This is a genomic window from Microbispora cellulosiformans (genome assembly GCF_008728085.1).
GTDB lineage: Bacteria > Actinomycetota > Actinomycetes > Streptosporangiales > Streptosporangiaceae > Microbispora > Microbispora amethystogenes.
Map to the genome: position 1 here is coordinate 126,319 of NZ_VYTZ01000003.1, position 25,287 is coordinate 151,605.

Below are 25,287 nucleotides of genomic sequence, written 5' to 3' on the forward strand. Positions count from 1 at the left end.
GGGATCAGGCGGCGGCGGGGCTGGCGATGTGCGCCAGGCGGGAGGCCAGCTCGGCGCGCAGCTCGAACGTCTCCGGGTCGGCCTCGGCCTGTAGGTCGGCCAGCATCTCCTCCAGCGCCTCGGCCTCGGACACCTCGGCGCGGTCGTCGGCGGGGGCGGACGCGGCGGCGGGGGAGCAGACCACCAGGTTCTGCGCGACCGCGATGTGCGTGCGGCCGTCCTCGCCGCGCACCTGGGCGAGGCCGCGGGCGTGGTCGACGTCGGCGACGTGCAGCGGCTCGCCGGGGCGGACGGCCCAGTGGACGTGGCCGGTGCTCGGGGCGGTGCAGGTGAGGTGGTTCATGGGGCGGGCTCCTCTCTCTTATATCTAAACTATAGCCTGCACCGCTCCTGATATCACTCGTTCCGCAGGACTGGCCGGGATATTTTCCCTGGTCACAGCCCTGCGCGGTCAGCGGCGGGGCAGAGGCCGCGCCGCAGCAGCTCCAGCACGGGTGCCCGGTACTTCCGCACCGCGTTCGGCTGCTTGATGCCGAGCCGCTGCGCGACCTCATCCCACGTCGCGCCAGCCTGGCGGGCGACGGCCACCGCCCGCACCTCCGCCTTCTCCGCCTCGGTGATGCGGCGGCGGGCGGCGGCGACACCGGCCAGCGCACGCTCCCGCCGCACCGCCTGCAGCCCGTCGTCCCCGGCGCGGGGGGCGGGCACCAGCGCGGTCACCGGGGGCCGCCTTCCGGGGCGGCGGGCAGCCACGCCCGCACGACGACTCGGACGCCCATGTGCCAGCCGGTGGCGGTCAGCTCGCCCCCGGCGCCGCACGGCCCGCCGTCGTGCAGCGGCACCCACTCCGGGGCGGCCTGCAGGAACCCCGCCCAGGCGTGGACGGCGGCGGCGTGCTCGGCGAACTCGGCGTCGAAGCGCGCCGCCCCCGGCACGGCCCCGCGCAGGAACGGCACCGCCACCTCCCGGGGCGGGATGATCCAGACGAGCTCCGGCAGGTCCTCGGCCAGCAGGTCGGCCAGGACCAGCGCGGCGCGCGACTGCCTGCGCCGGGCCGCCTCGTCGGCGGCGCGGGTGGTCGTGATGTTCGGCAGGGTCCCCATGCGGGGGCCTCCCTTCTGGTTGGGGGCGGTCAGGCCGCCCTCGGGGCGAACAGGTCCAGCTGCACCGGCTCCGGGCCGGGCGCCGGCTGGCCGACGGCGGGCAACACCGCCGTCGGGTCAAGGGTGGGGCTGTCGGGGTAGAGGGCGGCGTGGTGGACACAGCAGGAGCCCAGGTGCCACTGGCAGCCGTCGACGAGCCGCCCGCCCGACCGGCGCGCCTGGTACCAGCCCTCGTTGTGCTCCGACAGCAGGGCGCGGGCCTCGGCCACGCTGGCGGCGGTCAAGCTGATGTGGGTGCGGCACCCGCCGATCTCGCAGCCGATCACCACCCGCGCCGTCTTCCGGGCGGTGGTGCCGGGGAAGCGGGCCTCGTGCAGGGCCATCGCGGCGGCCGCCGTGTCGACCCTGTACCAGGCGTCGTCGTCGCAGCCCGCCGCGTACAGGCGGTGATCCGGGCAGGTGACCAGGAAGTGCGCGGTCACCGGGCCACCCGCAGCATGATCTCGGCCGCCCACTCGGCGCCGATCCGGGCGACCAGCACCCCGGCCTTGTCGGCCAGGTCCGCGGGCCAGCCCTTGGCCAGCGCCTCGGCCTTGGCGTCGCATGCGGCGCGCACCGTGGCGGCGCGCAGCGTCATGCCCCCCACCACGTGGCGGGCGATCAGGTTGCGGGCGCGCTCGGTGAAGCTCGCCGCGGCGTCGGGCGCGGTGGCGGTGGCCGTCATCTCTGTCATATCAAAAGCATAGCCTGCGCTTGCTTTGAAATGAATGGGTTGGTGGGGGCTCGCGGAAGGAAAAACCGCAGCTCAATGGGGCGGTGACAGCGCGACGCCCCCGCGCCCCGCGCGGTGCGGGGCCGGGGGCGTCGAGGACCAGCGGGCTACTCCTCCCGCAGCCACCTGCCCAGCAGCTCGTCGGCCCCGTCCCTGGTGGCCTTACCCTTGGCGGCCGTCCCGGCCTTCTCGGCCTTCTTGCCGCCGGCGCCGGGTTCCTTGCCCTTCACCCACACCCGGACGATGCGCTCCTCCACCAGCAGCGGCTTGAACTTCGCGATCACGTTCGGCTGGTGCATGCTGAACACCTCGGCGATGTCGTCCCACGTCACCTCCGCCGCGCGGGCGTCGGCGACGGCCTGCAGCTCGGCCGCCTCCATGTCGACCAGCGCCTGCTTGGCGTGGCGCACCGCCACGAGCGCAGGCGCCGCCCGGTCCTCCGCCGGCAGGGCGTCCCACTTGGGGCGCGGCTTCCACTTCCCCGCCTCGATCATCGGCTTGTACTTGCGGGTGCAGTTCGGCTGCAGGATGCCCAGCTCCTCGGCGATCAGCCGCCACCCCGCGTTCACATGCCGCGCGTCGATCACCGACCGCTCGATCTCGTTCTCCGCGTCAAGGCGCGCCTTGCGGGCGGCCCGCAAAGCGTTCAGCGCAGCCTCCGCGGCGGCGTTCATCTCCTCTGCCATACCGCCAGCATCGCAAACTATGGACGCGATAACAACTCGCATAGCGGTCACCCCCCGGGGGCGGGGCCGCCGAGCGCGGCAGCCGTCACCCGCAGGCTGTCGACCCACCGGCGGCGGAACGGGGCGAAGTCGGGGCGGTCGCCCCACCGGTGCTGGGCGTGCACCCGGATCACGTTGACCAGCGCCTCAACGGCCCCGGTGTGCGACAGTGCCTTCCAGCCGCCGCGCCGCAGCGCCGCCCGCGTCTCCGCCGCGCCGTCGTACATCGCGAGGACCTGCCGCAGCACCGCCAGGTCCGCCCCCGCCTTGGCCGCGTCCAGCGCCGCCCAGGTGCGGCGGCGCGCCTGGTCCTCCGTCACCCCCGGCGGCAGGCCCGGGCACGCCGCGTCGAACGCCACCTCCAGCGCGTCGCCCTGTTCGGCGAGGCGGGCCCGCACGTAGCCGACCAGCTGCTCCTCGTCGCCGACGACCTGCGCATCCTGCGCGGTCACGGCCGCCTCCCCGGCTGCCGAAGCTGGATGACCCCGTTGCCGTCCGTGCACAGGCACACGGCGGGCAGCGACCACGGCGACACCATCCGGTGCAGCCCGTCGTTCGTCTTCGGGTTGACCGCCTTCACCCGCACGTGCGAGCCGAGGCGCGGCGACTCCATCACCGCCCGCACCTGCGACTCGGCGACGACACCTGCCAGCAGCAGCACCTCGCCCGTCTCGGCGCGCCGCACCTCGGCGCGCCGCACCTCGCCGATCTGCCGGCCCTGCCGGTCCAGCAGCGGCACCGGCAGGGACCCGGCCTTCGGCGTCCAGTCGTACGGGGCGACGATGCCGCGCTCCCGGTCGTCGGGCCGCCGCCGCTGCTGCTCCTCTTCGCTGACGAACCGCAGCAGCACACCCTCCCATTCGACGCTGTCGTACGCGGGCTCCCACAACGCCCGGTTGGGGGGCGGCGCTGACGGGTCGTTGGCGACGTCGTCCATGCGGACCGTCACCCACCGATCGATCCGCCCGCTGGATCCGACTTTCGTCATCTCCGACGGGTTGGTCAGCCGCACCCCCCGCCGGACCAGCATGTCCAGCGCGTCGGCGACGTCGTCCTCCTCCCCTCGCAGCCGCACCTCGACCGGCCGGTACGCGGGCCGCACATGCGGGTCGACCACCCGCATCCCGAGGCGTTCCGCCTCAGCCTGGACGGCGGCCCTGCGCTGGTCCAGGGTGAGCTCGGCGGGGGCGATCGGCACGGTGCGGGTCGCGTCGTCCGCCTCCGCGCCGGTTTCGGTGTATGCCATGGGTCCTCGCTTGTCGTGGTCAGGGTGCCGCCCCGGCGGGGGTCGCCGGGGCGGGGACAGCTCGAAAGGGGCGCGGGTCAGGTTTTCCAGGTCAGCTCGACCCGCTCGGTGAACTCCCCGTCCCCGGTGCGGACGGTGAGGTGGTCGAGCAGCGCCCGCAGGAACGCCCGCTGCTGTGGGGAGCCGGCCGAGTGCCACCAGTGGACCAGCCCGGGCAGGTTGTCGACGGCGGGCAGGCCCGCCCCGGGCGGGGCGGAACCCGGGGCGGGGCGGGTGAGTCCGTGCACCGTCATGGCCCGGTCGAACGCGGCCAGGGTCCGCACCGCCACCAGCCACTCCATGTGGTCGGCGTCGGCGCGGGTGCAGCCGCCGGGGCGGCGGGTGAAACACACGTAGGCGCGGCCGTCGGCGTCCAGGTGCTCCGCCAGTTCCCGGCCGTCGCAGCGGCCGCAGCGGGCCAAGCCGTGCAGCACCGCCTCCACCCGCATCTCCGGGGTGGCGCCCATCGGGGTCAGCCCCCCAGCAGCGGCAGGATGACGGCCGCCAGGACCACGCCGAGGATCGCAGCCGCGGCGACGACGCCGAGGGCGGCCAGGCCCTGCGCGGGCCAGTACGGGCGGGGCTCGTTGATGCGCCTACTCATGATCAGTTCCCCTTTGGTCGGGTGCCGGTGTCAGGTGGTGAGGGGGTGGGGGAGGGGGCGGGGTCAGGTGCCGCCGAGCGCGGCCGTAACCGCGTTCCGCACGAGCCCCCGGTTGATGTGGTCCAGCCGGTCGAACTCGAACACGTCGGAGCCGAGCGCGAGGGCCAGCCGCAGGATCGCCTTCTCCGACGCGGTGCCGACGGCCACCCCGGACCGCAGGGCGATCATGGCGCGGTCCCAGTCGATGAACGCCAGCCGCCGGTCCTCGGTGAACTCGATCGCGGCGGCGGTGAACTCCGGGCAGGTCAGCCAGTGCCCGTGGTCGACGAGCAGCCGGACGGCGGCCCGCACGTTCTTGTCGTTGCCGTCCGCCCACGCCAGCAGGGCGGCGGCCAGGCCGGGGCTACTGCTCATCGCCGTACTCCTGCATGAACTCGTTGCCGGTCTCCCGCAGGTAGCGGCCGACCAGCAGCTCGGCGCGGCGCGCCGCCCGGTAGGCGTCCTGGTCGCCGCCGCGGAACGCCGCGTCCTGCCCGGCCCCGACCGCCGTGCCGGTGAGGTCGGACAACAGGGCCAGCCCGAACTGGTCGTCCAGCGCCCGGTACTCCTCGAACGCGCGGCGGCGGCCCTCCAGCCTCCGCCACTGCCCGAGCAGGTCCTCCAGCTGCTGGTGCAGCGCCCCGACGCGGCGGGCGATGGCATCACGGATGGCGCGCTCGGCCTCCTCCCGCTCGGCCGGGGTCAGGGGGGCGGGCGTAGCCGGCTGCGTGCCGGGGCGGCGGCTCACTGGGCCGCCCACGTGTCGACGGGCAGGCCCTGCCCGGCCAGCCAGTAGCAGACCGTGTGGAACTGCGCCGCCGCCTCCCGGGCGTCCTGCGTGGCGACGGCGCTGCCCGGGTTGGCCTGGGTGACGTTCGACGCCTGGGCGACGCGCTGCTGCAACGCCCGGTAGATCGCCTCGCCCTGTTCGGGGGTGAGGTCGTCGCCGCGTTCCCACGCCTGCGCGCGGTTGAGGGCCGCTTCCAGGTCCAGCTGCGCGAATATCAGGCGCTTCTGCGCGTCGTTCACCTGGTCCCGGAAGTACGCGCCCAGCGTCAACCGGGCCAAGGCCTCGCCGTGGGTTTGCAACATCAGCCAGTGTCCTCCTCATCGGGTGCAAGGCAGACCGTACACCTAGGTACTGGCCATTGCAAGAAAGTCCGTACAGGCGAGCTAATGGGTTTTGCCGGAGGAGGTGCGGGACGGCCGGGGGATGTTGCGGATGCGCCGCCGCCGGTCGGCGAGCGTGCCACGTCCGCGCCGCAGCTCGTCGTACACCTCCGGCCTGCAGTTCGGGCAGGGCACGGCCTTGTCGCCGTTGCTGTCCACCCACCCGGCGACGCACCCCACATGGGTGCATGAGCAGGCCGGGAACGGACAGGGCACCGTCACGGCAATCACCTCCTGCGGTTATGGCACTTTTAATGCGCCCGCATAGGTGAATGGTAAATCGCTTCACCGACAAAGTCCCTGCAATTCCCGGGGAAATATCCGGGCGGTAAGGTGCCGCCGTGCGGGCTTTCGCGAACGTGGAAGAGCTGAAAGCGGCGGCGGGGGAGACATTCGGCCCTGGTGAATGGCGGCCGGTGACGCAGCAGCAGGTCAACATGTTCGCCGACGCCACCGGCGACCACCAGCGGATCCACGTCGATGCGGCGCGGGTAGCAAATGGGCCGTTCGGTTCGGCGATCGCCCACGGGTTTATGAGCCTCGCCCTTCTGCCTGTTCTGATGGGTGACCTGCTGCACGTCGGCGGGGTGGTGGCGGCGGTGAACCACGGCATGAACAAGGTGCGTTTCCCCGCCCCGGTGCCGGTCGGTTCCCGGGTGCGGGCCAGCGCGGAACTGCTCGACGTCAAGGGCGCCCCTCCTGGGGCCAGCCCGTCGTGGGCGTCGCCGTGGAGGTGGAGGGCGGGCAGCGGCCGGTGCGCGTCGCCGGGTGGCTGACCCTGTACGTGCCGGCCACCTGACGCAGGACGGCGGCCGGTCACGCGACCACCGCCAGCTGCCGGGGGCCGTTCAGCCCCGCCGCCCACGCCTTATCGAACCCGGGGCCTTTCTTCGTCTCGACGACAGCCGGGGCGGCGGTCACCAGCTCCTCGACGCACGGGAACAGGTCGTTGCGGCGGTGCAGCCACAGGCGGCGGTGCGGGCCGTCCACCTCCAAGGCGCGGCCGTGCCGGGCGGCGACCCGCTGCAGCGACGCCAGCACCCGGGCGCGGTCCCCGGCGCCCAGCACCTCGACGTCGCGGACCGCGTTGCCCATCTTCCGCTCGTCGCCCTTCTTCGCGCGGAACGCCCGCCGCACCCGGTACAGCGCCCACTCCTGGGCGTCCAGGTGCCGACGGAACTCGGCGAGCAGGGGAGCGGCGTCGGGGTGGGCGGCCAGCACGTCGACCAGCCTCTGCCCGCCGATGAGGCCCTGCCTGGCGTTGAGCGCCACCGCGGCGTGCTCCATCGACAGGGGCAGCATCGCCACCTCCGGGTGCGCGACGAAACGCGGCAGCGTCCGCTGCAGCCCCTCCCGATGCGTCAACGCAAACGGACAAAACGTACAGGCGCTTTTGGGCCAGTCGACGCCGAGGTGCTGGCGGATGTAGGCCAGGGCGTCGCTGCGGAACCAGCCCCACTCGACCAGCGGGTACACGGGGTTGCGGCTGGGCAGGCGGCCCTGCTCCCGGTCGGTGGCGACCCGGTCGAGCTCGCCCAGCTCGAACCCCACCACGTGGTCGTACGGGCGGCCCCCGGTGTGGGCGGAGATCCACTGGTCCAGCACCCAGCCCTTGAAGCGGATGCTGCACTTGCGGGTGCCGCCGACCTGGGGGACGGTCCCCATGGTGACCATCTCCGTCGACAGCTTGTACACGCCGCCGATGTGACACACCGTTGGGTGGCGGGTGTCGTCGAGGACCACGAACCCGTCCCGCTCGTAGTGGCCGGCCCGGGCCACCTGCACGGTGCGCACGCCGTGCGCGGCCAGCAGCGGGTAGATGTGCCGCTCCACCAGGTGCCCGGTCTCCGGCCACTCGTCGCCGGTCTGCGCCGTGACCACGACCAGATCCGACAGGTCGAAGTCGCGGCTGGACGGGTCGAGCAGCCACCGCAGGAGGATCGCCGTGGAGTCCGCGCCCAGCCCGTACGACAACACGACCAGGCGGCGGCACTCCACGGCGGCGCGGAGCGCCGCCCCGGTCACGGCAGCCGCTCCACCGCCGGGGCGGCCGCCTTCGCGGTCAGGCCGAGGCTGCGCAGGAACCGGAACTCACCCGGCCGGGCGTCGCTCATGAGCTGGGCGGCCAGCGCGTACGCGGCGTCGTCGCCGTCGGCCGCCACGGTCAGGGTGTACCGGTACCACGCGCCGTCGAACATGTCGGCCTGGACGCGGTAGGTGCGCGGCCCGGCGGTGGCGAGCAGGCGGCGCACCAGCATGCGGGCCTTCACCTGCTCCGCCGTGGGGGCGGTCCAGGCGTGGTCGCCCACCACCTTGCCGTCGTCGCCGGTCAGGCTCGACCAGCACCGGCCGTGGTCGGGGGGGAGCAGGACGCACCAGCGGCACGCGCCGGGGGCGGGCATCCGGTCCAGGGTCCGCCAGTCGGCGCCGGGCTGCGCGCGGTACACGATGTGGCAGCCGATGTCGTAGCCGGGCCACTCGGCGACCGTACGGATGCGGGCGGCCTGCGCGCGGTCCAGCGTCGGGGCCTTAGCGTCGCGGATCGTGCGGACGTTGCCGAAGATCCGGTCGGTGTAGCGGACGGCGAACTCAATACCCTGCGTCATATCAAAACCATATGATGTGCTGACTCTGATATCAAGTGGTTTTGGTGGGCTGACCTGCACAAACACAACGACGCCCCCTCCCGCAGGGCTGCGAAGCGACACGGGAGAGGGCGGCGCAGGTGCCCCCGCTACTGGAGAAACAGGCGGGCGGGCACACCCCCGGCCTTCCGGGCGACCGAGGGGGAACAGATGACCAGGGCCACACTAACGGCGACACCCCCCACCAGCGCGGTAGGTGGGAGGCGCCGCGCACCCGGCCGGTGCCTTGAATGACCGGGTGCTATGTGGAGTCGGACCCCCGCCACGAGCGTGGCGGAGATCGTCGCGGCACGACCGTACCGCCCCCACCTGGGCGGGCGCAGGCGAACGCCTGGGGTCACACCCTCTCGGGCCAGTGCCACGTCCCCGGCAGGTGACGCCCGTCGACCTGCTCATGGTGCTTGACCGTGGTGTGGAACACCCCCGCCGGGTTGAGCACGACCAGCGCGCACGCGTCGCCGTGCCACTGCTCGACCACCTCCCGCAGGCGGGTGTTGTCCTCGGCGACGAACGGGGCGCGCCGCACCTCCGGCACCCACGCCCCGACCTCGGCGATCGTCGCGGCCCGGCACACCGACGGGAACTCCCCCGCCGGGGTGCCGTACGACACGTAGTGGACGACGCGGCCCACGCTCGGCACCGGTGGCACCGGCGGCACCGGCGGCCCCGCCGCGACGTCGGGCGGCCGGGCCGGCTGCTGCGGCTGCCCCTCGGCGCCGAGCACCGCCTGCAGCTGGTCACGCAGCACCTGCTTGTCGTCGACGCCGGCGGCCGCCAAGGCGAACACCAGCGCGACGCCGAGCGGGCCGTACGTGCCGCCCAGCACCTCCAGGGCCTCGCGCACGCGCGGGTCGGCGCTCACGCCCGCCCCCCGGTGTTCGACCCCGGGGCGGCCGGGGCGGCGGGTGCGGGCCGCACCTGCAGCAGCCCGCCCCGCCCGGGCACGCCCCGCCGCAGGAGTCGGGGTCGCACAGGTCCGGGTCGCAACCCGCCCCCTGCCCACATGAACGCACGTTTTCGTGCGCGGTCATGCGCGGGCCGCCTTCCCGCCGGTCGACTGTTCCAGCGCCGACCAGGCCGCCTCCATCACCTGCGGCGGTACCTGCACCTCGCACCCGGCGGCCGCGTGGACCAGCTCGTACAGCCCGGTCGTCACGACCAGCGGCGGCACCTTCTCCGGCTCCACCGGGCCGATGTGCCGGGCGATGTCCTGGATGCGGGTCATCAGCCCGTGACAGGCCACGCTCGCCTCCCTCGGCTGGGACTCGCTGCCCAGGTACGCCACCGCCAGGTCGGCCCACAGGTCGAGCACGGCGGCACGCAGCAACTCCAAATGCAGGTCCGGCGCGCCGGCGTCCAGCACCATCCAGCCCGGGTGCCCGCATGGGCGGTCGCACACCAGGCGGGCCGGCTGCCCCCACCCGTCCCGCAGGACCGTCACGTCGTGCCCGAACTCGGCGCACTCCCGCTGGGCGAGCTCCCGGCGGGCCTGGTCCAGCGTGAACAGCTTCGGCCCCGGGCGGTCCCCGCCGTCCCGTCGTTCCGGCGGCTCACCGCCGCGCCCAGCGTCAGCCGGTATCACGGTCACCCATCCCCCTCGTTGTGATCGCGGACGCCCCGCGCGGGCAAGATGCGGGGGCGCGATCGAATGGTCACCCCCTACCACTGCCAGGGCCACCGCGACGTGCCGCGCCTGCGTATTTGCTGAGGGTTCGGCGGGGCGGGCATGACCGGGGCGTGGTGAACGCACCACCACGCGTTGAGGAACACCCGGCGGGCGGTCAGCAGAAGGACGTGAACCAGGGCAGCCACGCCAGCACCACCGCGGCGACGACGAACCCCACCAGCACCTGCACCGCCTCATAGAGCATGAAGACGGCGGCGACGACGGCGAGCAGCACGGCAACAACGATCGCGGCACGCGCCGCGACAGTGGCGTTCATTGGTGGAGGCCCCGAGACTCGGAAACGGGCGGGTGTGTTGCTCAACCGTACGGCAGGTGCGCGGGCGCGATGCGTATGCGCACCCCCGCATCTTGGCGTGTCGCGATCCCCCCGGACATGGGTGGTGCCGCCCCCCTTTCCGCGCCGGGGGGCGGCACCACCATGGCTGGGGACGGGTTCCCCTCCTTACCCGTCCCCGGCCTGCGCGCCGCCTTCCGCGGTGCCGTTCCGTGCACGTGGCTGCCGACCCGCCCGCTGCACGGCTAGGCGGAACCACTCCTCCAGGTCCAGCGACGCGTATACCGTCACCTGCGACTCGTTGTGGGGCACCGGCCTCGTCCGGTGGTCCAGGTGGATGTGCTTGGCGTCGAGCAGGGCCAGCGCCGCCTGTACGTCGGTGAGGCGGCCGGTCAGCTCCACCTGCACCGCCCTGCCGCGCTCGTCAGGCGACAGGGGGCCGAAGCCCACCTCGTCGTCGTCGAGCACCGGCGCCGGGGGGCGGCCCGCGCGCCGCAGGGCGGCGGTGAGCGCGCCGCTGGTGCCGCCCGCCGCCTGCTCCTGGTCGCCCAGCAGGTCCAGCGCGGCGGCCAGCTGCGCGTGCCACTGCGTGTGGCCGTCGACGTGCTGCTCGGGCACCGGCGCGTGGCACACCCCGCACCGCAGCACCCGCTGCGGCGGGATCTCGTGGAACTCCGGGCCGGTCACGCCGGCTGCACCTGGACGAACAGGTCGGAGCCGTCGTCCATGGTGATGCTCAGCACCGCCGGGTCGGCGGGCAGCAGCCCGGCGTACGCGACGTCGTCCATCGCGTTTGCCGCATCCAGGATGCGGCGGGCGAAGTCTCTAGCGTCCACAGTGATCACCTTTCGTGTCGTGGTGGGAGGCGGAGGGTCAGCGGGGGAACTCGGTGCGGTGGCCGTGCACCTGGAACAGGTAGGCCCGGACAAGGTCCAGCTCGTCGCGCATCCGGTCGGCCGTCCCCGGCTGCTCGGCCCGCCCGTCGTGCTGCTCGTTGAGGGCCATCTGGTAGGCGTCCACGGACACGCGGACCAGTTCGGCGGCCATGTCGTCGTCCACCACCATGTCGGCCAGCCACCGCTCCCGGCCGGTCCGGGCGTCGTGCAGCGCCTCGTTCGCGCGGCGCACCAGACCCTCCGCGGCCCTCACCTTGGCCCGCAGGTACCGGTCGATGGCGTTCTCCGCCGCCGTCTCCTGCTCGTCGGACAGCGGCTCCTCCAGCGGGCGGCGGCCGGTCACAGCTCCGCCCCCTGCGCGGCGATGGACGGGTCGGTGGCGGCGGCCGCCGCCATCTGCGCCCGGATGAACCCGGCGAAGCCGTGCATCACCGCCAGCTGGTCGCGGTCCAGGTATTCGGCCAGCTGCACCACGTCGTTGCCTTTCGCCCTGGCGGTGGCGAGCCGCGATTCGGCCTCGGCCCGGTGGGCGTTGATCAGCTCTTCCAGGTGGGAGGCGTGCGTGTCGGCCGCCTCGTACGCCGCCGGGCCCGACAGGACGGCGGGGATGCGCAGCCTCGGCTGCTGGTCCATGGGAGTTCTCCGTTCCTCAGCTGGTGGTGTCGGCGTCGCCGTGCAGGCCGGTGTCGATGAGCTCGACGGCCGCCTCCAGCGCCCGCCGAAGCTCCTTGGTCAAGCGGCCCGCCTCGTCGGCCTCGGCCAGCCGCTGGGCGGCCAGCCCGATCGTCAGCGGCAGCAGCGCGACCTGCGTGTGCCGGGTGGCGTCGGCCCGGCACGGGCCGATCGCCTGCTGCCACTCGGCGGTCTTCTGCAGGTCTGTCAGGGCGATCGCCGCGCCGGTGGTCGCCAGGTCGGCGTCCGTCAGATCCAGCGGCGTCACATCGGTGTCGACGGTCAGCGACCGGATCCGGGTGATCGCCGCACCGGCCCGGGCGGTGACCAGGTCCACGGCAGCCTGGCACGGCTCGGCGGCCGGGGTGGTCGGGGCGGCGGTGCTCGGCGCCGCCGTGGTGGGGCCGCCGCCGCACCCCGCCATGGTGACGGAGGCCAGGGTGGTGACGGCGGTCAGGGCCGCCGCGGCGGCGGTGACGGGCGGCCAGCGCACAGGCTTTCCTCTTCTCGTGGTCGTGGTGGTGGTCATTCGGCCGCCGCCAGGCGGGCGGCGATCTGCTGCAGCTGGCGGGCGGTGTCGACGGGGGCGACCTCGCCCCGCTGGACCCGGCCGGCGAGCTGGGCGACCTCCTCCGACAGGGCGTTGATCAGCGCGCCGCGCTGCAGCGCCAGCCGCACCACGTCGTCGACGCTGCGGACGTTGTCGTAGGTGGTCACGGCTCGCGCCGCCCCAGCAGGCGGCGCGCCTCGGCGTCGGCGTCGTCCCAGCTCAGCGTGCCGTCGGCGATGCCCCAGAACAGCTGCACGATCCCGGGGTCGACGTGCTCGCCGGTGAACAACCAGTTGACCGCCTCCCGCATCCGGCACTCCTGCTCGCGCGCCTCCTCACGGCGGGTTATCGCGCCTTTGAGGTCGGTGGCGGTCAGCCCGGTGTCGATCACCTTTGCGGCGCGCGTCAGCAGGTGGCAGGCGGAGTCGCGGGCTTTGTCGGCCCCGACGGGGCCGTGCGTGCCGGGGATGTCCAGGAAGTGCCGCAGCACGTCGAGCGCGGCCCGCGCCTCGCCGGGAGTCGTCATGCGCGGCGACCCCCCGCCGGGACCTCGGCGGAGGCGGCGAAGTACGCGCTCAGCAGGCCCCGCACGAACGCCTCCCGGGGCAGCAGCCCCAGGGCGGTGCGGGCTGCGCCGCCCGCGTCGGCGGCGTGCGCGGCGGCCGCGCCGACCTGGTGGGCGGCGACGGCGGCGCGTTCGGCCATGCGGCCGAAGTCCTCCACGTCGTGGTCGTCCTCCAGGCGCACACCGACGAGGTTGGCGTGCTCGAACACCGCGCCCATGTGCGTGGCCGCGCCCGACAGCCGGTCGAGCAGCGCCGCGTAGTCTCCGGACCAGCCCGCGGCGGGGTCGTTGAGGGTGGTGACCAGCCGGTCGAGCGTCGCCTCCGCGCGGGCGGCCAGCTCCAGCGGGTCGACGGCGGCGGGCCAGTCGGCCACCATGTCGCGGATGGCGCTGGCCAGGTAGCGGCGGCCGACGTCCTGCCCGACGTAGGAGCGCAGCCCGAACCGCCACACCACCCCGTGCGGGCTGCCGGTGGCGCGGACGCTGCCGTACACGCGGTCGGTGTGCGCGCCGGTTCCGTGGACATCCCACCGGTAGGGGCCCGTGGCGCGCAGCTCGTAGGCGACGCCGTCGACCAGCACCCGGTGGAACGGGCCGACCTGTTCGGCGACGCGGCGCAGCTCGGCGTCGCCGTCGGCGGGTTTGGTGACGGTGCACCCGCCGGTGGGGGTGACCATAAAGATGAACTGCCCGTGGTGGCCTTCGGCCATGTGCTCCCACTCGGGGTCGATGCGCCACATCTCCGCCTGGCCGTCACGCAGGACCAGGGTGGCGTCCTGGCGGATGCCCTCCTCCGACTGCCAGCTGCGCAGCGTCCGGGCGCGGGTGTCGGCTCCGGCGCGGTCGCGCGGGTCGAACGTGTGGGGGTCGTAGGACAGCCACGTCGCGCCGTCGGCGCGGGTGTAGGCGACGGCCCACTCGCGGGTCGGGGTGTCTTCGTTGGCGATGAGGGCGGCGGCCACCGGCTCCAGTCGGTCGGCGGGGACGAACCCGTACTCCCGCAGCACGGCGGTGCCGGTCACGTCGACCAGCAGCACCCGGAACAGGTCGGCGCTGGTGGTCGGGTGCACCTCCACCCGGTAGCGGTCGGCCACCTCGGCGGGGGTGAGGGGGTTGGCGCAGGTCGCGGCCCGGTGGGTGTCCCAGCGGACGCCGCACCGGGGGCAGACGCGGTCAGCCATGTGGTGATCTCCGTTCGTGCGGTCAGGTGCGCGGGTGGCGGATGGCCGGGGCGGGGCGCGCGGGGGACGCGGTGGTCAGCTGGCGTCCTGGTGCGCGCCCGCCCGGCGTTCAGCGGGTCAGGTCCACGACAGTCCGGCGCGGGAGCGCCGGGCGGGGACGATGCGGATCATGGTGGTGCCTTTCTCGGGGGGAAGGCTTGCAAGACCGACCGTACGCCTATGTTCGCTGCCATTGCAAGGTGGTCCGTACAAGTGTGGTCGTGTTTTGCCGTCCCGTGCTGGTCAGCTATGCAAGATAGACCGTACACCTATGCGGGCGCGTTCGCAAGATGGACCGGACGCCGGTGGTGGGAGGGGAACAGACGGCCCCGGCCTTCGTGGGGATGAAGGCCGGGGCCGCGGGGCCGGCCAGCCCGCATGGGGGCAACGGGCGGCTGGCAGTTCCAGGCGCGGCCCACGCGGGGGGCCCGGGCCGGGCCTGGGGGCCGACGTGCCCGCATGGGGGGGCGGGCCGCCGGCGGCTCTCAGGAGGTGGAGGCGGGTGCCTGCTCGGGCAGCAGCCGCAGCATCTGTTCAAGCACCCGCACGGCGTGCCCGGTGTCCTCGGCGGGGCAGATCCGCTGCAGCGACGGCTCGCCCTCGCCGCGCAGCCCCTCACCCCACAGCAGATGCCAGGCGTAGGAGCCGGGACGCTCGGGGTCGGTCGAGAACACCACGTCCTGCGTCAGCCCGGCGAAGTTCGCGAACCCGTCCAGGTCGTGCTGGTAGTCGGCGGCGGTCGGCACGAGCGACTGCCGCACCTCCAGCAGGACGTAGGTGCGCGTGCGCCGCTGGTTCACCGTGAAGCCGCGGGCGGTCAGTTCATCCCGCAAGGCGTCGATCATGTGGGTCAGCTGCTCCCCCTGCGAACGGGGGCGGGTGGTGCCGTGCGTGTGTCGCCTTTCAGTCATGTCTGATCGGTGCTTCCGCTGGGTTGTCAGGTCCGCACGCAGCGTAAGACCGGCCCGCGGAGGCAACTGGTACAGGGCGTACCACCTGCCCCCACGGACAGTAACGATCAGATCACGCCCGCGCGGACGGCGAGCTGGTGCAGCGCACCCGGCCGGGCGGTGCGGATCATCGTGGTCAGCGTCTCCCGCACCCCGGGGTGCATGCGGGTCTGCTGCGGCGCGACCTGCTCCGCCTGCAGGAACGCGGCCAGCGCCCGGTCCCGGTTGCCCGCGTAGAAGTAGGCGCGGCCCACGTCCATGTGGAAGTGCCCGGCCCGCTCCTTGGAGTAGCCCTTCGGGATGCGCACCCGCTCCGCCCGCTTGATCGCCTCGCGGCCGTCGCCGAACTCGATCGGCACCGTCACCCCCCAGATCAGGGTGTTGGTCGGGCCGAACATGAGCTGGTAGTCGTTGCGGTCCTCGCCCAGCTGCTCGGCGACTTCCATGGCGCTCCGCCACGACGCCTCCGCCTGCGGCCGGTCCGCCGCCCTGGCGGCGTTCAGCGCCATCTTGAGGTGCATCGCCCCGCGCAGGCTGACCGCCTGCGGGGTGCGCGACCCGTACTCGTCGAGCTCCACCAACGCGCCGTCGATGATGTCGGCGGCGACTTGGTGCTCGCCGACCGCGATGTACTCCCCGGCCTCGTACCAGCGGGAGGCCATCACCCGCAGCGGGTCGCCGGTCTCCAGGGCGGACCACACCACCCGCTCCGTCGCCAGCGTCGCGGTGGAGATGTGCCCGAGCTTGTAGGCGACCTGCATGACGCACTCGTACGCCGACGCCAGTAGGTCGTACGCCGCGCGCCGGTCCGGGCCCGCCGCCAGAACCGCCACCGCCACCTGCAGGTCCCGCACGAGCTGCGGCAGCAACTCCCCGGAGCGGGCCAGCGCGGCACGCTGCCGCAACTCCGTCGCCTTGCCGACGCGGGCGGCCAGCACCTGCAGGTCCACGGCGTCGGCCTCCGCGGCCGTGATCTGCCCGGGCCGGCCGTGGCACAGCAGCGCCCGGTGCAGCGCGGGCATCGCCGACGACGCGACCTGCCCGTCCCGGTCGCTCGGCGCCACTGGGTACGGGGCGCCGGTGATCTGCGTGGGGTGGCAGCCCAGGGCGTCGGCCAGGAGCGTGATGGTGTGCCAGTTCTCCAGGCCGCGCCTGCCCTGCTCGTACGCCTGGATGGTGTGGATGGAGATGCCGTCGGCGGCGGCGGCCAGCTGGTCGCGGCTCCACCCCTTGGCCAGGCGGAGTTTGCGCAGCCTGTCGCCGTTTGACTGGATCGTGGGTGTCGTGTCACGCATGGGGACGTCCCTCGGGGGTCAGCGAAGTGTGTCAGGTCCCTACACCTGCGAGAGTACGCCGCCCCTCGCCGTTCCGGCAGGGCTCGGGTACTCTCGGTGACTGTCAGGTGGTCGGCGGAAACGCGGACCTCGCGGCCCGCAGGGATGGTCAGCCCCTGCGGGCTGCGCCTTTTCCAGCCCCGTCCAGTGCGAGAACCCCGGTCGACGGGGCGTCGTCCCGGGGTCCTCGCGGGTGGGCACGCGGCATGGCGGCCGTTTGCGCGCCAATCCTACGGCTGGTGCCTGCGCTGGGCGCGCCGGCGCCGCCGCGCGTCCAGATCCGTGTTCACCATGTACTGCACGTTCGACTTCGAGATGCCCAGGCGGGCGGCGATCCGCGGCCATGACTCGTTGGCGGCGTCGAGCGCCTTGACCGCCGCGTACCAGCGGTCCATCTGCTCCTCCGCCTCCTGGGCCATGCGCGCGTAGGCGGCTTTCTCCCGCTCCGCCGCCGCGTACAGCTCGTCGACGTCCGGGGCAGCCTCGTCGGGGTGGGGAAGTTCCTCGCCAGGCATGATCGGAGTGTAGGGGAACGACGCAACACGCGCGTTTATGCCCTTCGTGTCAGCAGCCGGGCCCGGTGCCGCGCAGGACCCGGGCCGCCAGGTCGTCGCTCATGTCGTAGGCGGCGGTCAGCAGGTCCAGCGTCACCGGCGTCCCGGCCTGGCGGGCGGCGGCCACGCTGCGGGCCGCTGCCGCCAGCCGGTCCCGGTCGAACATCTGCTCCTGTTCGGCGAACGACGGCACGCCGGGCAGCGTCGCCATTGCCGCCAGCCGGGTCGCCCGCCAGTGCAGGTCGTCGGCGGCCTCCAGCAGCTTCTCCGGGGTGGTGACGCGGGGCAGCAGCTCCCCGGCGAGGGCCAGCAGGTCCTCGTACTGGCGGCGGACCGTCACATCAGGGGGCAGCACGCCCCGCCCGTGCGCGGCGGCCTCCGACGCGTTGTTCAGCACCCGGGCGGCTGTCATCGGCTCGGGACGGGGGGTGGGGCTCACTTCGCTTGCTCCTGTTCGTCGGGCGTGTCGTCGATCTCACCCTGCAGCACCTCCCGCACCTCCTTGATGCGCATCCGCGCCCACGACTCGGACATGCCCAGCGCGTTGGCGATCTTGTCGGCTTTCAGGGCGACGCCGTCGAGCTTGGCAGCGCGGATCGCGTCGCGGGCGGTTTCCCGCTTCTCTTCGTCGCTCATCCCCGCGACCTCCTGCGGGGTCGGCAGGTAGGGGTCGCGGCCGGAATCAAGCTCCTTGCGCTGCTTGGCCTCCAGCCGGGCGAGGCGCCGCGCCTCAATCCTCGCGGTGCGCTCCGCACGCCGCTGCGCGATCTTGGCGGCGCGTTCCGCACGCTTGTCGTCACGTGCCGCACGCTTGTCGTCAAGGTGCGCACGGGCCGCACGCAACGCCTGCTCGGGGTCGGTGATGCGGTGGATCACAGCCTGCCGTTTGGCGGCGAACACCAGCCGGGACCACAGCAGCCACTGCGCCCAGTCGAACTCCGCGACCCGCCATGCGGGGCCGTGCGCAACCGTGTCGCCGCCTTCCGCAACCGTGCGGGCGGTTGCCGCACCCCCCGCAACCGCCCGCACGGGGCCGCCGTCGGGGCGGGTCGCGTCGGCGTACCACATCCACATCGGCGGCCCCAGCAGCGACAGCAGCGCCGAGGGGATGGCCAGCCCGTGCAGGCCCGGCGCACCCGACCAGTGCGTGTAGTTGATGGCTGCCACAAGGGCCGCAAGGAGCCCCGCGGCGGCGAACTTCGCGTGGTAGCGGCGGCCCTCCCGGCGGGCCACGATGCCGTAGTCCAGGACGGTCACGGCGACCAGTTCCAGCCCTGCGGCGAGCATGACGGCCGCCCCCGCAGGCAGGTGCAGGTTGAGGTGGAAGAACCGGAACTGGCCGTACCCGGCGCCGCCGTTGACGATCACGTTGACGGTGAGGCGGCGCAGCCGTGACGCGTTGTCCGACAGCACCGTGCGGACGTGTGCGGCTGTCGTGCTGCGCTTGCGGCGGCCTGCCGCAACGTGCGCCAAGCGTGCGGCTTCGGCGTCACGCGCCTCCTCGGCGGAGGCGCGGCGCTCCCGCCGCCGCCGCTCCAGGGCAGCGCGGTGGCGGATCGCGTCGAGCTTGGCGGCGGTCTCGGCGTCGGCGACGGCCGCCTTGGCGAGTGCGGCGCGCCGCTCGGCGTCGGCCTGTGCGGCGAGTGCGGCAGCTTCCGCAACTTCCGCAACCGCCAGCGGGTCGGGGGCAGGGGCGGGGGTGCGCCGGAGCAGTGATCGAAGCATGGGCATGGTCCTCGGGGTTGGTCAGCTGGTGGCCATGAAAGCGACCTGCGGGGGGTCCGCGCAGCCGTACGGGAGCAATCCCAGGTCCGCGCCCCTGCACCTCCCGCTAAAGGATCAAGGTGGGTTAGCCGTACAGGGCGAGCGCGACGACGGACACAGCGCAGCCGAGGGTGACGGCCACGACGGCGGGCACCGCCGAGCGGCGGCCGCGAAGGTTGGCGGCGGCGCAGTGCGCGGCGGCCAGCGCGACGACGGCGAAGGCGACCCAGAACGCCGGCTCGGGGATCGGCGCCAGCTGCAGGACCTGCGGCCGCGACATGAGGATCACCACCATGAGCGCGGCGAGCGACACGGTGTTGATCACCCCTGCGGGCCTGGTCGGGTGGCTGCGCAGGTAGCGGCGGCCGGGCCGGTCCGCGGCGGGCTCTGCGGGATGCTCGGGGGCCTGGTCGCGGGTGTCGTCGGTCATCTCAGCTCCTCTTCGTGATCTTGTCTGGGTGCGGTGCGCGCGCGTGCGCCGAGCCCTGCGGGGGCTGGGCGGGCAGTGTGAGGCGCACTGTGACGTTCGGGCTGTGACGCCCCGGGTCTATAAGGGCTGTGCCAGGGGAGGGGGCGGTTTGCCCCGATTCACTGTGAGGTGATCATGGGCGTAACAGTGAGGTGATCAAGACCCGTCACAGGTCCTGCACCGGCCACGACCCGCCGCCGCCGTCGGCGGGGCCGGGCCGGTCCTGACGCTGGGTGTGGATCACCTCGTACACGCCGTACACCTCGGTGTCGCGGATGCAGCCCCACGCGGTGAGGGTGGCCATCTCCTTACGCACCCACGAGTCGGAGCGCTTGGCCCGCCCGCGGATCGCCGCGTACACATCCGACGGCCGGAACTGGTTGCCCACCCCGATGTCGATGGCCAGGACGTCGAGCAGGACGTCCATGGCCTCATCCCGGCTGACCTCCTCCAGGTCCTCGTCCGGGTCGGGGAAGTCGATGTCGTCGAACCGCTCCACCGGGGGCCCGGTCTGCGGTTCGTCGTCACGCGGGTCGCCCATCCGTTCCAGCGCGTCGACCGCCTGGTGCAGGACGTGCACCGCGTCGGGGTCGCCGTCCATCTCCGCCGCCATGTCGCCGATGACCCGCTCGGCGACCTCCGTCAGCTCCGCCCGGTCCTCCTCCGCCCCGGGCTCGGTGCCGTCGAACTCGGGGTCGTCGCCGGGGTCGAGGTCGAACCCGGTGCCCGGCACCTGCCGTGGGGCGGGCGCGGGCTCGGCGGGCGCGGCCGGGGTGCTGCGCCGCTGCGCCGCCGGCGGCACCACCAGACCCGGCGCAGGCTCGGCCGGGGCAGGCGCGGGCGCGGGGGGCTGGCCGACCAGCACCGCGCCGCGCGTCACCGGCGGCTGCCCCAGCGGGTCGGCGTAGCGCGGCCCGGGCTGGCCGGTGAACGCGTGCTGCCGGGGCCGGGCGTCGCGCCTGGCCTGCCGGGCGGCGGCGAACTTGGCGTACGGGTCGCCGAACGACGCGGCGGTCACCGGGTCCAGGTCGATCTCCACGAACGGCCGGTGCTCGTCCAGCGCGGCCGCCACATCCGACCCGTCGCGGGCGCGCCGCGCCCACCGGGCGGGGATCACCTGCCGGTTCAGCGGCAGGTGCGTCAACGCCGTGAGACACATGCCGGGCTGCTTGTTGCGCCACACCCACGGCTTGGCCCCCATGTCGATCAGCTCCGGGGGCAGGGTGAACCGCGCGTCGTCCGGGTCCTTACACCCGAAGTGGACGATGTCGGCGGTGTTGGCCCGCTGCGTCGTGTCGACCCGGTCGTGGACGAACCGCTGCGCCTCCGTCAGCAGCATGATCCCCACCGACGCGGCCTGCTCCGTGATCTTCACCATGTTCTCGTTGCCGTACAGCGCGGACGCCTCGTACATGTGAACCATCAGCCACGTCAGGCCGCACCCGGGAACCCACTCCCGCAGGTTCTTCCCCAGCGGGTTGCGCCACGGCTCGCCCAGGTGCTGGGCGCGCATCGGGATGGTGCGGTGGACCAGGCACCACAGGAACGCCCGCACCGCCGACATGGTCGACAGCGACCAGATCGCGGCGTCGCCGATCACCCCGAGCTGCTGGGCGCCCTTCACCGGGTCCAGCAGGATCACCCCGGAGTCCCTGCGGCAGGCCACGTTGACGTCCAGGAGTTCCCCGGCGTCGCCCTTGCCGGATCGGGACATGCCGGTGAACGCCATGTGCGACTGCTGCTTGTCCTCCGCCAGGTCGCCCTTCCCGGCGACGTGCGGCAGCAGCATCGTCAGCGGCACGAAGTCCCGGTACCGGCCCAGCCCATCGATCGTCTCGATGATGCTTTCGCCCGGCCCGGACGGGCCGAGCCACGGGAACGGCTGCTTGAGCGGGTCGCGGCGCAGCACCTGCACACCGACCCGGTCCAGCTGCTCCCCGACGAACAGGGTGGTGCCCCCGGCGATGCCCCCCGCCCATCGGGTGATCTTGTCGATGACGCGTTCGTCGATGTCGCCCGGCACCTCGCCCGGCCCCAGGTCGATCCCGCCGCGGAACTCGTCCTTCGTGTTGGCGAGCACCACCATCTCGCTGTCGCGGATCGTCGGCATGTGCTCGGCGGCGAACACCCGCCACGCGGCCGACATCGCGGCGGGCGAGGCCGCGCCGCGCCGCTCCAGGTCCCGCAGCGTGTGGTTGCCGTGCCGCTTGTGCCAGATGATCGCCGACGCGAGCCCGGCGAAGAACGTGCCGATCTCCAGGAGAGCGTTCGGGCCGTACAGCACGGTGTAGGCGAACACGGCAAACGGGGCACCGAAGTTGAACGCCTCGTGGCAGGTCGCGAAGATCTCGCGCCCCCTGTTGAGGTGCAGCGACGACCCGACCAGCACGGTCCCGCAGGCGGCCGCGCAGAACGCGGTGAACCCCTGCGCGTCGGCGGCCTGCGCCCCGAGGTACGCCAGCGGGGCCAGGCCGATCGACGCCAGCAGGATGATCCACGGGGCGAGCAGCCGCAGCGTGGCGGAGATCTCCCCGGCCTCCGACATCTGCCGGCGGAGCTTGCGCTCCTCGGCCTTGCCGCGCCGCTTGGGGTCGGACGTCAGGAACGCGACCATCACACCTCCATGGCCTCGTTGCGGGCGGCCTTCTTCCGCCAGTCGGTGCCGTACTTCTTGTCGCGCAGCCCGTCGATCGCCACCCCGGCGTACTGCTCCAGGTTGGGGTAGAGGGTGCGCAGCCCCATGCGGGCCATGCGCAGGCCCATGGCGCAGGTGACCAGCCCGACGGTGCACAGCCGGGCGCGCACCCACTTGTCGTGGCCTTTGTCGACGCCCTGCCGCTGCGCCTCCTTGAGCAGGGCGTGGATGCGGGCGGTCAGCTCCGACCGCCGCCAGGTGGATTCGGTGATCAGGTCGGTCAGGTGCTCCTCGAAGAAGCGGGCGTAGGTGCGGACCTGCTCGGGTTTGCGGGTCTGCAGGTTGCGCAGTTCCTCCGCGCGCTTGGCCACGTCACACCTCCAGGGTCATGTGCGGGGGATCGCCGGGGTCCTCGTCGGGGGCGGGGCCGGTGGGGCGGGTCGCGTGGTGCCACAGCTGGTGGCCCTCGGCGGGCCGCAGCCGCATCCACGCCAGGGCGGCGGCGGCGACGGCCAGGCCGCCGCACACCACGGCGGCCGCCGCCACGGTGGCGGCGGCGACCACGGCGGCGGCCACCGCCACGGCGAGCGTCAGCGACAGGCCGCGCCGCGCCCACAAACCGGCCTGTTGCCGGGCGCGGGCGTTCACGACCGGCCCCCGCCGGGGTGGATCCACCCGGACAGGGCCAGGCGCGCCCGGTGCAGCCACGCCCCCAGGTGGGTGCTGAGCCCGGCGGCGAGCCCCGCCCCGAGCAGGGACACGTCGCGGTGCAGCCCGGCGACGTCCCGCGCCAGGGTGTACGCCCCCCAGGCGGTGGCGGCCATCACGACGAGCAGGCCGACGCCGAGCTGGGCGCGCACCCGCCGCCCCGGCCGCGAGGCCCGGCCGGTTCCGCCCGGGCGTCTGGCCGTGCCCTTGGCGGGGCGCGTGCCGGTGCGGGCGGCCGGGCGCGCGGCGCGGCCGGGCCAGGCGGGGGAGGGGGCGGGCGGGTCGTCGTCGAGCTCCGCCGTGCCGTCGCCGTCCTCGTCGGCGGGGCCGCCCGTGGGGTCGTCGTGGCGGGGGCGGGGCGCCAGCCGCACGCCGCGGATCGGCTCGGCCGGGCCGACCTGCACCGCAGGGCCGAAGACCAGCGTCGGCGTGTCGTCGGGGTCGCCGCCCGGCACTACGTGGGGGCGGTCAGCGTTCGATTGCTCACGCATAGGTCAGGAGAATAATGGACTGTCTACTGTTCAGGCGAGGATTGGCACAGCGGGCGGCTGCTGGTGGCATGAAAAAGGGGGGCGCCGCCTGCACCAGTCCCCCCGGATAGGTGCAGGGGCGCCCCCCGTTGTCCCGGACTACGCGGCGGCGTGGCCGTCTCGACCCGGCGGCAGGCCCTCAGGGGTGAGGCCTGGCGGGGAGACGGTGCCCTTCTGATCAGGGTGAGCGCCGCGCGTGGCGGCCGAAGGGCGGGCCGGTGGCAGTCCGGGATGGGGCGCCGGCGCCGTCGGACCCCTCCCACGGCGCCGGCGGTCTTCGTCGATCAGGGGCGCCCAGCGGGCGCGGTACGGCTCGCAGGTCCAGCAGTCGCGGTGCGAGCCGGGGAGCAGGACGCTGGCCAGGCGGTGCGCCCAGCGGGGCAGGCTCGGGGCGCCGGTTGGTGCGACGGGGCTCAGGGCGCGCGGTGTGTGGGGCCACGACCAGCCGACGAGGTCCATCGTCAGGGGCGGCCGGATGCTGCTGCGGCGATGGCCTGGGCGGCGATGGGCGGCTCGCCCTGCCGAGGGCCGGGCGGCGGGAACTGCGGCGACACGTTGGCCTGCATGCCCGGGGCGGGCTGCGGGCCGTCGGCCGGGCGGCCGGTGCCGTTCACCGCGGTAGGCCCGCTGATGCGGATCGCCTTGACCAGGTGGAACACGACGGCGGTGACCTCCCGGCCGTCGTCGTAGAAGCGGACGAACCGCGCCTGGTCGTCGGTGTCGTACTGTCTGGCGACCACCTGCATGTCGTCCAGGTCGTCGTCTTGGAACTCGACGGTGAAGACGGTTCTTGTCACGCGCTTTACCCCCCTTTTGCTTGACCCCAGAAATGGCTACGCGGGCGCATCCGAGGAACGCGCCCGCATAGGTGGCGCCACGTTAGCCCGACTGGGCGGGCTGTGACGGGCGTTTGCGCAAACCCGTCAGGGGACCGGCATGGCGATCGTGTCAGCGGCGGCGGTCCTGTCGCTGTCGACGTACGGCGGCCGCCGGTCGGGGCTCGGCCCCGCCTGGCCGTCGCCGCGGGGCGCGGGGGCGACCAGCGCGCCGAGCAGTTCCGCCGCGTCGGCGGGGACGGCCGGGTCGGGCTCCGGCGGCGGGACGGGCAGCGGGGCCGGGCGGGCGGTCGTCGTCGCCCACAGGGCGGCGGCCAGCTGGGCGCGGGCCAGTGCGTTCTCCGGTTCGGCCGGCAGGACCAGCCCGAGCGCGCGGGCGATCCAGAACGGGTCGTACGGCAGCTCGGGGCCGAAGTCGACCCGGTTGGCGACGGCCGCGCCGGAGGTTTGGGCGCAGGCGTGCCAGCCCTGCGCCCACCCGAACATGGCCCCGGCGGCGTGCGCGGTGACGTCCAGGTGGCCCAGGTGGGGGCAGGGGAACCCCTGCTTGCGCAGGAACTCCCGCAGGAACTCCGGTTCGCGGTCGCGGCCGATCGTCACGAGGTGGGCGTCGACCATGATGGACGCCAGCTTGTCGGCTACCGCCCGGCGGGTGGTGGGGATGGTGTTGCCGAGGTTGGGGTCGATGGACACGACGGGCTCGTTGTTGTGCTCCCAGGCTTCGCGCCGCTCCAGGTAGCGGGTGCGGCGCAGCTCGGCGTCGTCGGCGGCCTCCAGGTGCTCGGGCCGGATCGCCCAGTGGAGGGAGACGTCGGCGGCCCCGGGGCGGCGCAGGATCGCCGCGATCTCGAACGTTTCGTGCCGCAGCGGGTCGTTCCCGGTGCGGGAGATCGCCACGAACAGCAGGTTGCGGCTCATTGCCTCTCCGATCTGCAGGGTGTCAGGTGGCGGGTGCCGGGGGCCGGGATCAGGCGGGTGACGTCGAGTTCGCGCCATGCCGGGTGCGTGACGCGCATCACCGTGCCCGAGTCCAGCGTCCCGACGATGCGGACCGAGCCGGGGCTGGCCGGCTCGAACCGGTCGACGGTCATGGGGGCCAGCCGGTCATGCACGTAGTCGCCGACCCGTAACCGGCAGGCTTTGCGGTCCCGCCGGGACGGTTGGTGTGTCGGCGTCGGCTGACCGGCCCCAGGTGCGGGGTGTGGTTCCACGACCGCCAGTGTGCACGATGGACCGTACGCCTATGTACAAAAGCTTTTCAAGAGTGCCTGTGCGGGTAGGTCGGCCGTGCGCGCCCCCG

41 protein-coding genes are annotated in these 25,287 nt (G+C 73.6%); 1 reads left to right on the forward strand and 40 read right to left on the reverse strand.

Annotated features, from left to right (window positions below):
* Positions 1-4: 4 nt before the first annotated feature.
* From F5972_RS08555 to F5972_RS08615, 14 genes are all read right to left on the reverse strand, one after another.
* On the reverse strand, positions 5-343 hold the full coding sequence (locus F5972_RS08555; protein ID WP_150932881.1) for a hypothetical protein: 339 nt from the start codon (positions 341-343) through the stop codon (positions 5-7).
* 92 nt (positions 344-435) lie between these two features.
* Positions 436-720 (reverse strand): hypothetical protein, encoded by a 285-nt coding sequence (locus F5972_RS08560; protein ID WP_150932882.1) that lies wholly within the window; start codon positions 718-720, stop codon positions 436-438.
* Entirely contained in the window at positions 717-1,103 is a 387-nt protein-coding gene (locus tag F5972_RS08565; RefSeq protein WP_150932883.1) for a hypothetical protein, read from the reverse strand. Before F5972_RS08565 ends, F5972_RS08560 begins: the two co-directional genes overlap by 4 nt.
* A gap of 29 nt (positions 1,104-1,132) precedes the next feature.
* On the reverse strand, positions 1,133-1,585 hold the full coding sequence (locus F5972_RS08570; RefSeq protein WP_150932884.1) for a hypothetical protein: 453 nt from the start codon (positions 1,583-1,585) through the stop codon (positions 1,133-1,135).
* The gene (locus F5972_RS37035) at positions 1,582-1,836 is read right to left on the reverse strand and encodes a hypothetical protein (protein ID WP_191910021.1); all 255 of its coding nucleotides are present in this window, start codon (positions 1,834-1,836) and stop codon (positions 1,582-1,584) included. Before F5972_RS37035 ends, F5972_RS08570 begins: the two co-directional genes overlap by 4 nt.
* Positions 1,837-1,982: 146 nt before the next feature.
* Positions 1,983-2,561: a hypothetical protein gene (locus F5972_RS08580; RefSeq protein ID WP_150932885.1), complete on the reverse strand. Its 579-nt coding sequence runs from the start codon at positions 2,559-2,561 to the stop codon at positions 1,983-1,985.
* Between the two features lie 47 nt (positions 2,562-2,608).
* Positions 2,609-3,052 (reverse strand): hypothetical protein, encoded by a 444-nt coding sequence (locus F5972_RS08585; RefSeq protein ID WP_150932886.1) that lies wholly within the window; start codon positions 3,050-3,052, stop codon positions 2,609-2,611.
* Positions 3,049-3,846: a hypothetical protein gene (locus tag F5972_RS08590; protein WP_150932887.1), complete on the reverse strand. Its 798-nt coding sequence runs from the start codon at positions 3,844-3,846 to the stop codon at positions 3,049-3,051. The genes F5972_RS08585 and F5972_RS08590 overlap by 4 nt, the downstream gene beginning before the upstream one ends.
* A gap of 77 nt (positions 3,847-3,923) precedes the next feature.
* The gene (locus tag F5972_RS08595; RefSeq protein WP_150932888.1) at positions 3,924-4,352 is read right to left on the reverse strand and encodes a hypothetical protein; all 429 of its coding nucleotides are present in this window, start codon (positions 4,350-4,352) and stop codon (positions 3,924-3,926) included.
* 5 nt (positions 4,353-4,357) lie between these two features.
* Positions 4,358-4,489, reverse strand: coding sequence for a hypothetical protein (locus F5972_RS38775; protein ID WP_263641806.1), 132 nt, complete (start codon positions 4,487-4,489; stop codon positions 4,358-4,360).
* A gap of 63 nt (positions 4,490-4,552) precedes the next feature.
* Positions 4,553-4,903 carry a hypothetical protein gene (locus F5972_RS08600; RefSeq protein ID WP_150932889.1) on the reverse strand — a complete coding sequence of 117 codons (351 nt, stop codon included), beginning with the start codon at positions 4,901-4,903 and terminating at the stop codon, positions 4,553-4,555.
* The gene (locus tag F5972_RS08605; RefSeq protein ID WP_150932890.1) at positions 4,893-5,276 is read right to left on the reverse strand and encodes a hypothetical protein; all 384 of its coding nucleotides are present in this window, start codon (positions 5,274-5,276) and stop codon (positions 4,893-4,895) included. Before F5972_RS08605 ends, F5972_RS08600 begins: the two co-directional genes overlap by 11 nt.
* A complete protein-coding gene (locus tag F5972_RS08610) occupies positions 5,273-5,620 on the reverse strand; it encodes a hypothetical protein (protein ID WP_150932891.1) in 348 nt (115 codons plus the stop codon). Before F5972_RS08610 ends, F5972_RS08605 begins: the two co-directional genes overlap by 4 nt.
* Before the next feature lie 81 nt (positions 5,621-5,701).
* Complete coding sequence (locus F5972_RS08615) at positions 5,702-5,920, reverse strand: hypothetical protein (protein ID WP_150932892.1); 219 nt, start codon at positions 5,918-5,920, stop codon at positions 5,702-5,704.
* A gap of 119 nt (positions 5,921-6,039) precedes the next feature.
* Here F5972_RS08615 and F5972_RS08620 point away from each other — a divergent pair, with 119 nt between their 5' ends.
* Complete coding sequence (locus F5972_RS08620) at positions 6,040-6,474, forward strand: MaoC family dehydratase (protein ID WP_150932893.1); 435 nt, start codon at positions 6,040-6,042, stop codon at positions 6,472-6,474.
* A gap of 40 nt (positions 6,475-6,514) precedes the next feature.
* Here the strand turns inward: F5972_RS08620 and F5972_RS08625 are convergent, their stop codons facing one another.
* The 26 genes from F5972_RS08625 to F5972_RS37055 form a co-directional block, all read right to left on the reverse strand.
* A complete protein-coding gene (locus tag F5972_RS08625; protein WP_150932894.1) occupies positions 6,515-7,723 on the reverse strand; it encodes a hypothetical protein in 1,209 nt (402 codons plus the stop codon).
* Positions 7,720-8,304: a hypothetical protein gene (locus tag F5972_RS08630; protein WP_150932895.1), complete on the reverse strand. Its 585-nt coding sequence runs from the start codon at positions 8,302-8,304 to the stop codon at positions 7,720-7,722. The genes F5972_RS08625 and F5972_RS08630 overlap by 4 nt, the downstream gene beginning before the upstream one ends.
* A gap of 376 nt (positions 8,305-8,680) precedes the next feature.
* Positions 8,681-9,205: a hypothetical protein gene (locus F5972_RS08635; protein WP_150932896.1), complete on the reverse strand. Its 525-nt coding sequence runs from the start codon at positions 9,203-9,205 to the stop codon at positions 8,681-8,683.
* Positions 9,206-9,370: 165 nt separating this feature from the next.
* On the reverse strand, positions 9,371-9,931 hold the full coding sequence (locus F5972_RS08640; RefSeq protein ID WP_150932897.1) for a hypothetical protein: 561 nt from the start codon (positions 9,929-9,931) through the stop codon (positions 9,371-9,373).
* A gap of 193 nt (positions 9,932-10,124) precedes the next feature.
* The gene (locus tag F5972_RS37040) at positions 10,125-10,286 is read right to left on the reverse strand and encodes a hypothetical protein (RefSeq protein ID WP_191910022.1); all 162 of its coding nucleotides are present in this window, start codon (positions 10,284-10,286) and stop codon (positions 10,125-10,127) included.
* A 186-nt stretch (positions 10,287-10,472) separates the two neighbouring features.
* Positions 10,473-10,991 (reverse strand): hypothetical protein, encoded by a 519-nt coding sequence (locus F5972_RS08645; protein WP_150932898.1) that lies wholly within the window; start codon positions 10,989-10,991, stop codon positions 10,473-10,475.
* A complete protein-coding gene (locus F5972_RS37045) occupies positions 10,988-11,140 on the reverse strand; it encodes a hypothetical protein (RefSeq protein ID WP_191910023.1) in 153 nt (50 codons plus the stop codon). Before F5972_RS37045 ends, F5972_RS08645 begins: the two co-directional genes overlap by 4 nt.
* A gap of 37 nt (positions 11,141-11,177) precedes the next feature.
* Positions 11,178-11,543 carry a hypothetical protein gene (locus tag F5972_RS08650; RefSeq protein WP_150932899.1) on the reverse strand — a complete coding sequence of 122 codons (366 nt, stop codon included), beginning with the start codon at positions 11,541-11,543 and terminating at the stop codon, positions 11,178-11,180.
* Positions 11,540-11,833: a hypothetical protein gene (locus tag F5972_RS08655; protein WP_150932900.1), complete on the reverse strand. Its 294-nt coding sequence runs from the start codon at positions 11,831-11,833 to the stop codon at positions 11,540-11,542. The genes F5972_RS08650 and F5972_RS08655 overlap by 4 nt, the downstream gene beginning before the upstream one ends.
* Positions 11,834-11,849: 16 nt before the next feature.
* Positions 11,850-12,365, reverse strand: coding sequence for a hypothetical protein (locus tag F5972_RS08660; protein ID WP_150932901.1), 516 nt, complete (start codon positions 12,363-12,365; stop codon positions 11,850-11,852).
* 32 nt (positions 12,366-12,397) lie between these two features.
* On the reverse strand, positions 12,398-12,589 hold the full coding sequence (locus F5972_RS08665; RefSeq protein WP_150932902.1) for a hypothetical protein: 192 nt from the start codon (positions 12,587-12,589) through the stop codon (positions 12,398-12,400).
* Positions 12,586-12,948, reverse strand: coding sequence for a hypothetical protein (locus tag F5972_RS08670; RefSeq protein ID WP_150932903.1), 363 nt, complete (start codon positions 12,946-12,948; stop codon positions 12,586-12,588). The genes F5972_RS08665 and F5972_RS08670 overlap by 4 nt, the downstream gene beginning before the upstream one ends.
* Positions 12,945-14,168 carry a hypothetical protein gene (locus F5972_RS08675; RefSeq protein ID WP_150932904.1) on the reverse strand — a complete coding sequence of 408 codons (1,224 nt, stop codon included), beginning with the start codon at positions 14,166-14,168 and terminating at the stop codon, positions 12,945-12,947. Before F5972_RS08675 ends, F5972_RS08670 begins: the two co-directional genes overlap by 4 nt.
* Before the next feature lie 524 nt (positions 14,169-14,692).
* Positions 14,693-15,118 (reverse strand): hypothetical protein, encoded by a 426-nt coding sequence (locus F5972_RS08680; protein ID WP_150932905.1) that lies wholly within the window; start codon positions 15,116-15,118, stop codon positions 14,693-14,695.
* 107 nt (positions 15,119-15,225) lie between these two features.
* Positions 15,226-16,452, reverse strand: a complete 1,227-nt coding sequence (locus F5972_RS38780; RefSeq protein ID WP_150932906.1) for a helix-turn-helix domain-containing protein — start codon at positions 16,450-16,452, stop codon at positions 15,226-15,228.
* A gap of 269 nt (positions 16,453-16,721) precedes the next feature.
* Positions 16,722-17,006, reverse strand: a complete 285-nt coding sequence (locus F5972_RS08690) for a hypothetical protein (protein ID WP_150932907.1) — start codon at positions 17,004-17,006, stop codon at positions 16,722-16,724.
* Between the two features lie 49 nt (positions 17,007-17,055).
* Positions 17,056-17,484, reverse strand: coding sequence for a hypothetical protein (locus tag F5972_RS08695; RefSeq protein ID WP_150932908.1), 429 nt, complete (start codon positions 17,482-17,484; stop codon positions 17,056-17,058).
* On the reverse strand, positions 17,481-18,770 hold the full coding sequence (locus tag F5972_RS08700) for a hypothetical protein (protein ID WP_150932909.1): 1,290 nt from the start codon (positions 18,768-18,770) through the stop codon (positions 17,481-17,483). Before F5972_RS08700 ends, F5972_RS08695 begins: the two co-directional genes overlap by 4 nt.
* A gap of 124 nt (positions 18,771-18,894) precedes the next feature.
* Positions 18,895-19,239 carry a hypothetical protein gene (locus F5972_RS37050; RefSeq protein ID WP_191910024.1) on the reverse strand — a complete coding sequence of 115 codons (345 nt, stop codon included), beginning with the start codon at positions 19,237-19,239 and terminating at the stop codon, positions 18,895-18,897.
* 205 nt (positions 19,240-19,444) lie between these two features.
* Entirely contained in the window at positions 19,445-21,892 is a 2,448-nt protein-coding gene (locus F5972_RS08710; protein ID WP_150932910.1) for a hypothetical protein, read from the reverse strand.
* The gene (locus tag F5972_RS08715) at positions 21,892-22,284 is read right to left on the reverse strand and encodes a hypothetical protein (RefSeq protein WP_150932911.1); all 393 of its coding nucleotides are present in this window, start codon (positions 22,282-22,284) and stop codon (positions 21,892-21,894) included. The genes F5972_RS08710 and F5972_RS08715 overlap by 1 nt, the downstream gene beginning before the upstream one ends.
* A gap of 1 nt (position 22,285) precedes the next feature.
* Entirely contained in the window at positions 22,286-22,561 is a 276-nt protein-coding gene (locus F5972_RS08720; RefSeq protein ID WP_150932912.1) for a hypothetical protein, read from the reverse strand.
* On the reverse strand, positions 22,558-23,112 hold the full coding sequence (locus F5972_RS08725) for a hypothetical protein (RefSeq protein ID WP_150932913.1): 555 nt from the start codon (positions 23,110-23,112) through the stop codon (positions 22,558-22,560). Before F5972_RS08725 ends, F5972_RS08720 begins: the two co-directional genes overlap by 4 nt.
* Positions 23,113-23,612: 500 nt before the next feature.
* Positions 23,613-23,948, reverse strand: a complete 336-nt coding sequence (locus F5972_RS08730) for a hypothetical protein (RefSeq protein WP_150932914.1) — start codon at positions 23,946-23,948, stop codon at positions 23,613-23,615.
* A gap of 126 nt (positions 23,949-24,074) precedes the next feature.
* Positions 24,075-24,905, reverse strand: a complete 831-nt coding sequence (locus F5972_RS08735; RefSeq protein WP_150932915.1) for a hypothetical protein — start codon at positions 24,903-24,905, stop codon at positions 24,075-24,077.
* Positions 24,902-25,078, reverse strand: a complete 177-nt coding sequence (locus F5972_RS37055) for a hypothetical protein (RefSeq protein ID WP_191910025.1) — start codon at positions 25,076-25,078, stop codon at positions 24,902-24,904. The genes F5972_RS08735 and F5972_RS37055 overlap by 4 nt, the downstream gene beginning before the upstream one ends.
* Positions 25,079-25,287 lie beyond the last annotated feature (209 nt).

Coding starts and splice junctions, on each gene's coding strand:
- F5972_RS08555 (WP_150932881.1), bottom strand. CDS start 343: ATGAACCACCTCACCTGCACCGCCCCGAGCACCGGCCACGTCCACTGG.
- F5972_RS08565 (WP_150932883.1), bottom strand. CDS start 1,103: ATGGGGACCCTGCCGAACATCACGACCACCCGCGCCGCCGACGAGGCG.
- F5972_RS37035 (WP_191910021.1), bottom strand. CDS start 1,836: ATGACAGAGATGACGGCCACCGCCACCGCGCCCGACGCCGCGGCGAGC.
- F5972_RS08580 (WP_150932885.1), bottom strand. CDS start 2,561: ATGGCAGAGGAGATGAACGCCGCCGCGGAGGCTGCGCTGAACGCTTTG.
- F5972_RS08590 (WP_150932887.1), bottom strand. CDS start 3,846: ATGGCATACACCGAAACCGGCGCGGAGGCGGACGACGCGACCCGCACC.
- F5972_RS08595 (WP_150932888.1), bottom strand. CDS start 4,352: ATGGGCGCCACCCCGGAGATGCGGGTGGAGGCGGTGCTGCACGGCTTG.
- F5972_RS38775 (WP_263641806.1), bottom strand. CDS start 4,489: ATGAGTAGGCGCATCAACGAGCCCCGCCCGTACTGGCCCGCGCAGGGC.
- F5972_RS08600 (WP_150932889.1), bottom strand. CDS start 4,903: ATGAGCAGTAGCCCCGGCCTGGCCGCCGCCCTGCTGGCGTGGGCGGAC.
- F5972_RS08610 (WP_150932891.1), bottom strand. CDS start 5,620: ATGTTGCAAACCCACGGCGAGGCCTTGGCCCGGTTGACGCTGGGCGCG.
- F5972_RS08630 (WP_150932895.1), bottom strand. CDS start 8,304: ATGACGCAGGGTATTGAGTTCGCCGTCCGCTACACCGACCGGATCTTC.
- F5972_RS37040 (WP_191910022.1), bottom strand. CDS start 10,286: ATGAACGCCACTGTCGCGGCGCGTGCCGCGATCGTTGTTGCCGTGCTG.
- F5972_RS08655 (WP_150932900.1), bottom strand. CDS start 11,833: ATGGACCAGCAGCCGAGGCTGCGCATCCCCGCCGTCCTGTCGGGCCCG.
- F5972_RS08670 (WP_150932903.1), bottom strand. CDS start 12,948: ATGACGACTCCCGGCGAGGCGCGGGCCGCGCTCGACGTGCTGCGGCAC.
- F5972_RS08675 (WP_150932904.1), bottom strand. CDS start 14,168: ATGGCTGACCGCGTCTGCCCCCGGTGCGGCGTCCGCTGGGACACCCAC.
- F5972_RS08680 (WP_150932905.1), bottom strand. CDS start 15,118: ATGACTGAAAGGCGACACACGCACGGCACCACCCGCCCCCGTTCGCAG.
- F5972_RS38780 (WP_150932906.1), bottom strand. CDS start 16,452: ATGCGTGACACGACACCCACGATCCAGTCAAACGGCGACAGGCTGCGC.
- F5972_RS08690 (WP_150932907.1), bottom strand. CDS start 17,006: ATGCCTGGCGAGGAACTTCCCCACCCCGACGAGGCTGCCCCGGACGTC.
- F5972_RS08700 (WP_150932909.1), bottom strand. CDS start 18,770: ATGCTTCGATCACTGCTCCGGCGCACCCCCGCCCCTGCCCCCGACCCG.
- F5972_RS37050 (WP_191910024.1), bottom strand. CDS start 19,239: ATGACCGACGACACCCGCGACCAGGCCCCCGAGCATCCCGCAGAGCCC.
- F5972_RS08710 (WP_150932910.1), bottom strand. CDS start 21,892: ATGGTCGCGTTCCTGACGTCCGACCCCAAGCGGCGCGGCAAGGCCGAG.
- F5972_RS08725 (WP_150932913.1), bottom strand. CDS start 23,112: ATGCGTGAGCAATCGAACGCTGACCGCCCCCACGTAGTGCCGGGCGGC.
- F5972_RS08735 (WP_150932915.1), bottom strand. CDS start 24,905: ATGAGCCGCAACCTGCTGTTCGTGGCGATCTCCCGCACCGGGAACGAC.
- F5972_RS37055 (WP_191910025.1), bottom strand. CDS start 25,078: ATGACCGTCGACCGGTTCGAGCCGGCCAGCCCCGGCTCGGTCCGCATC.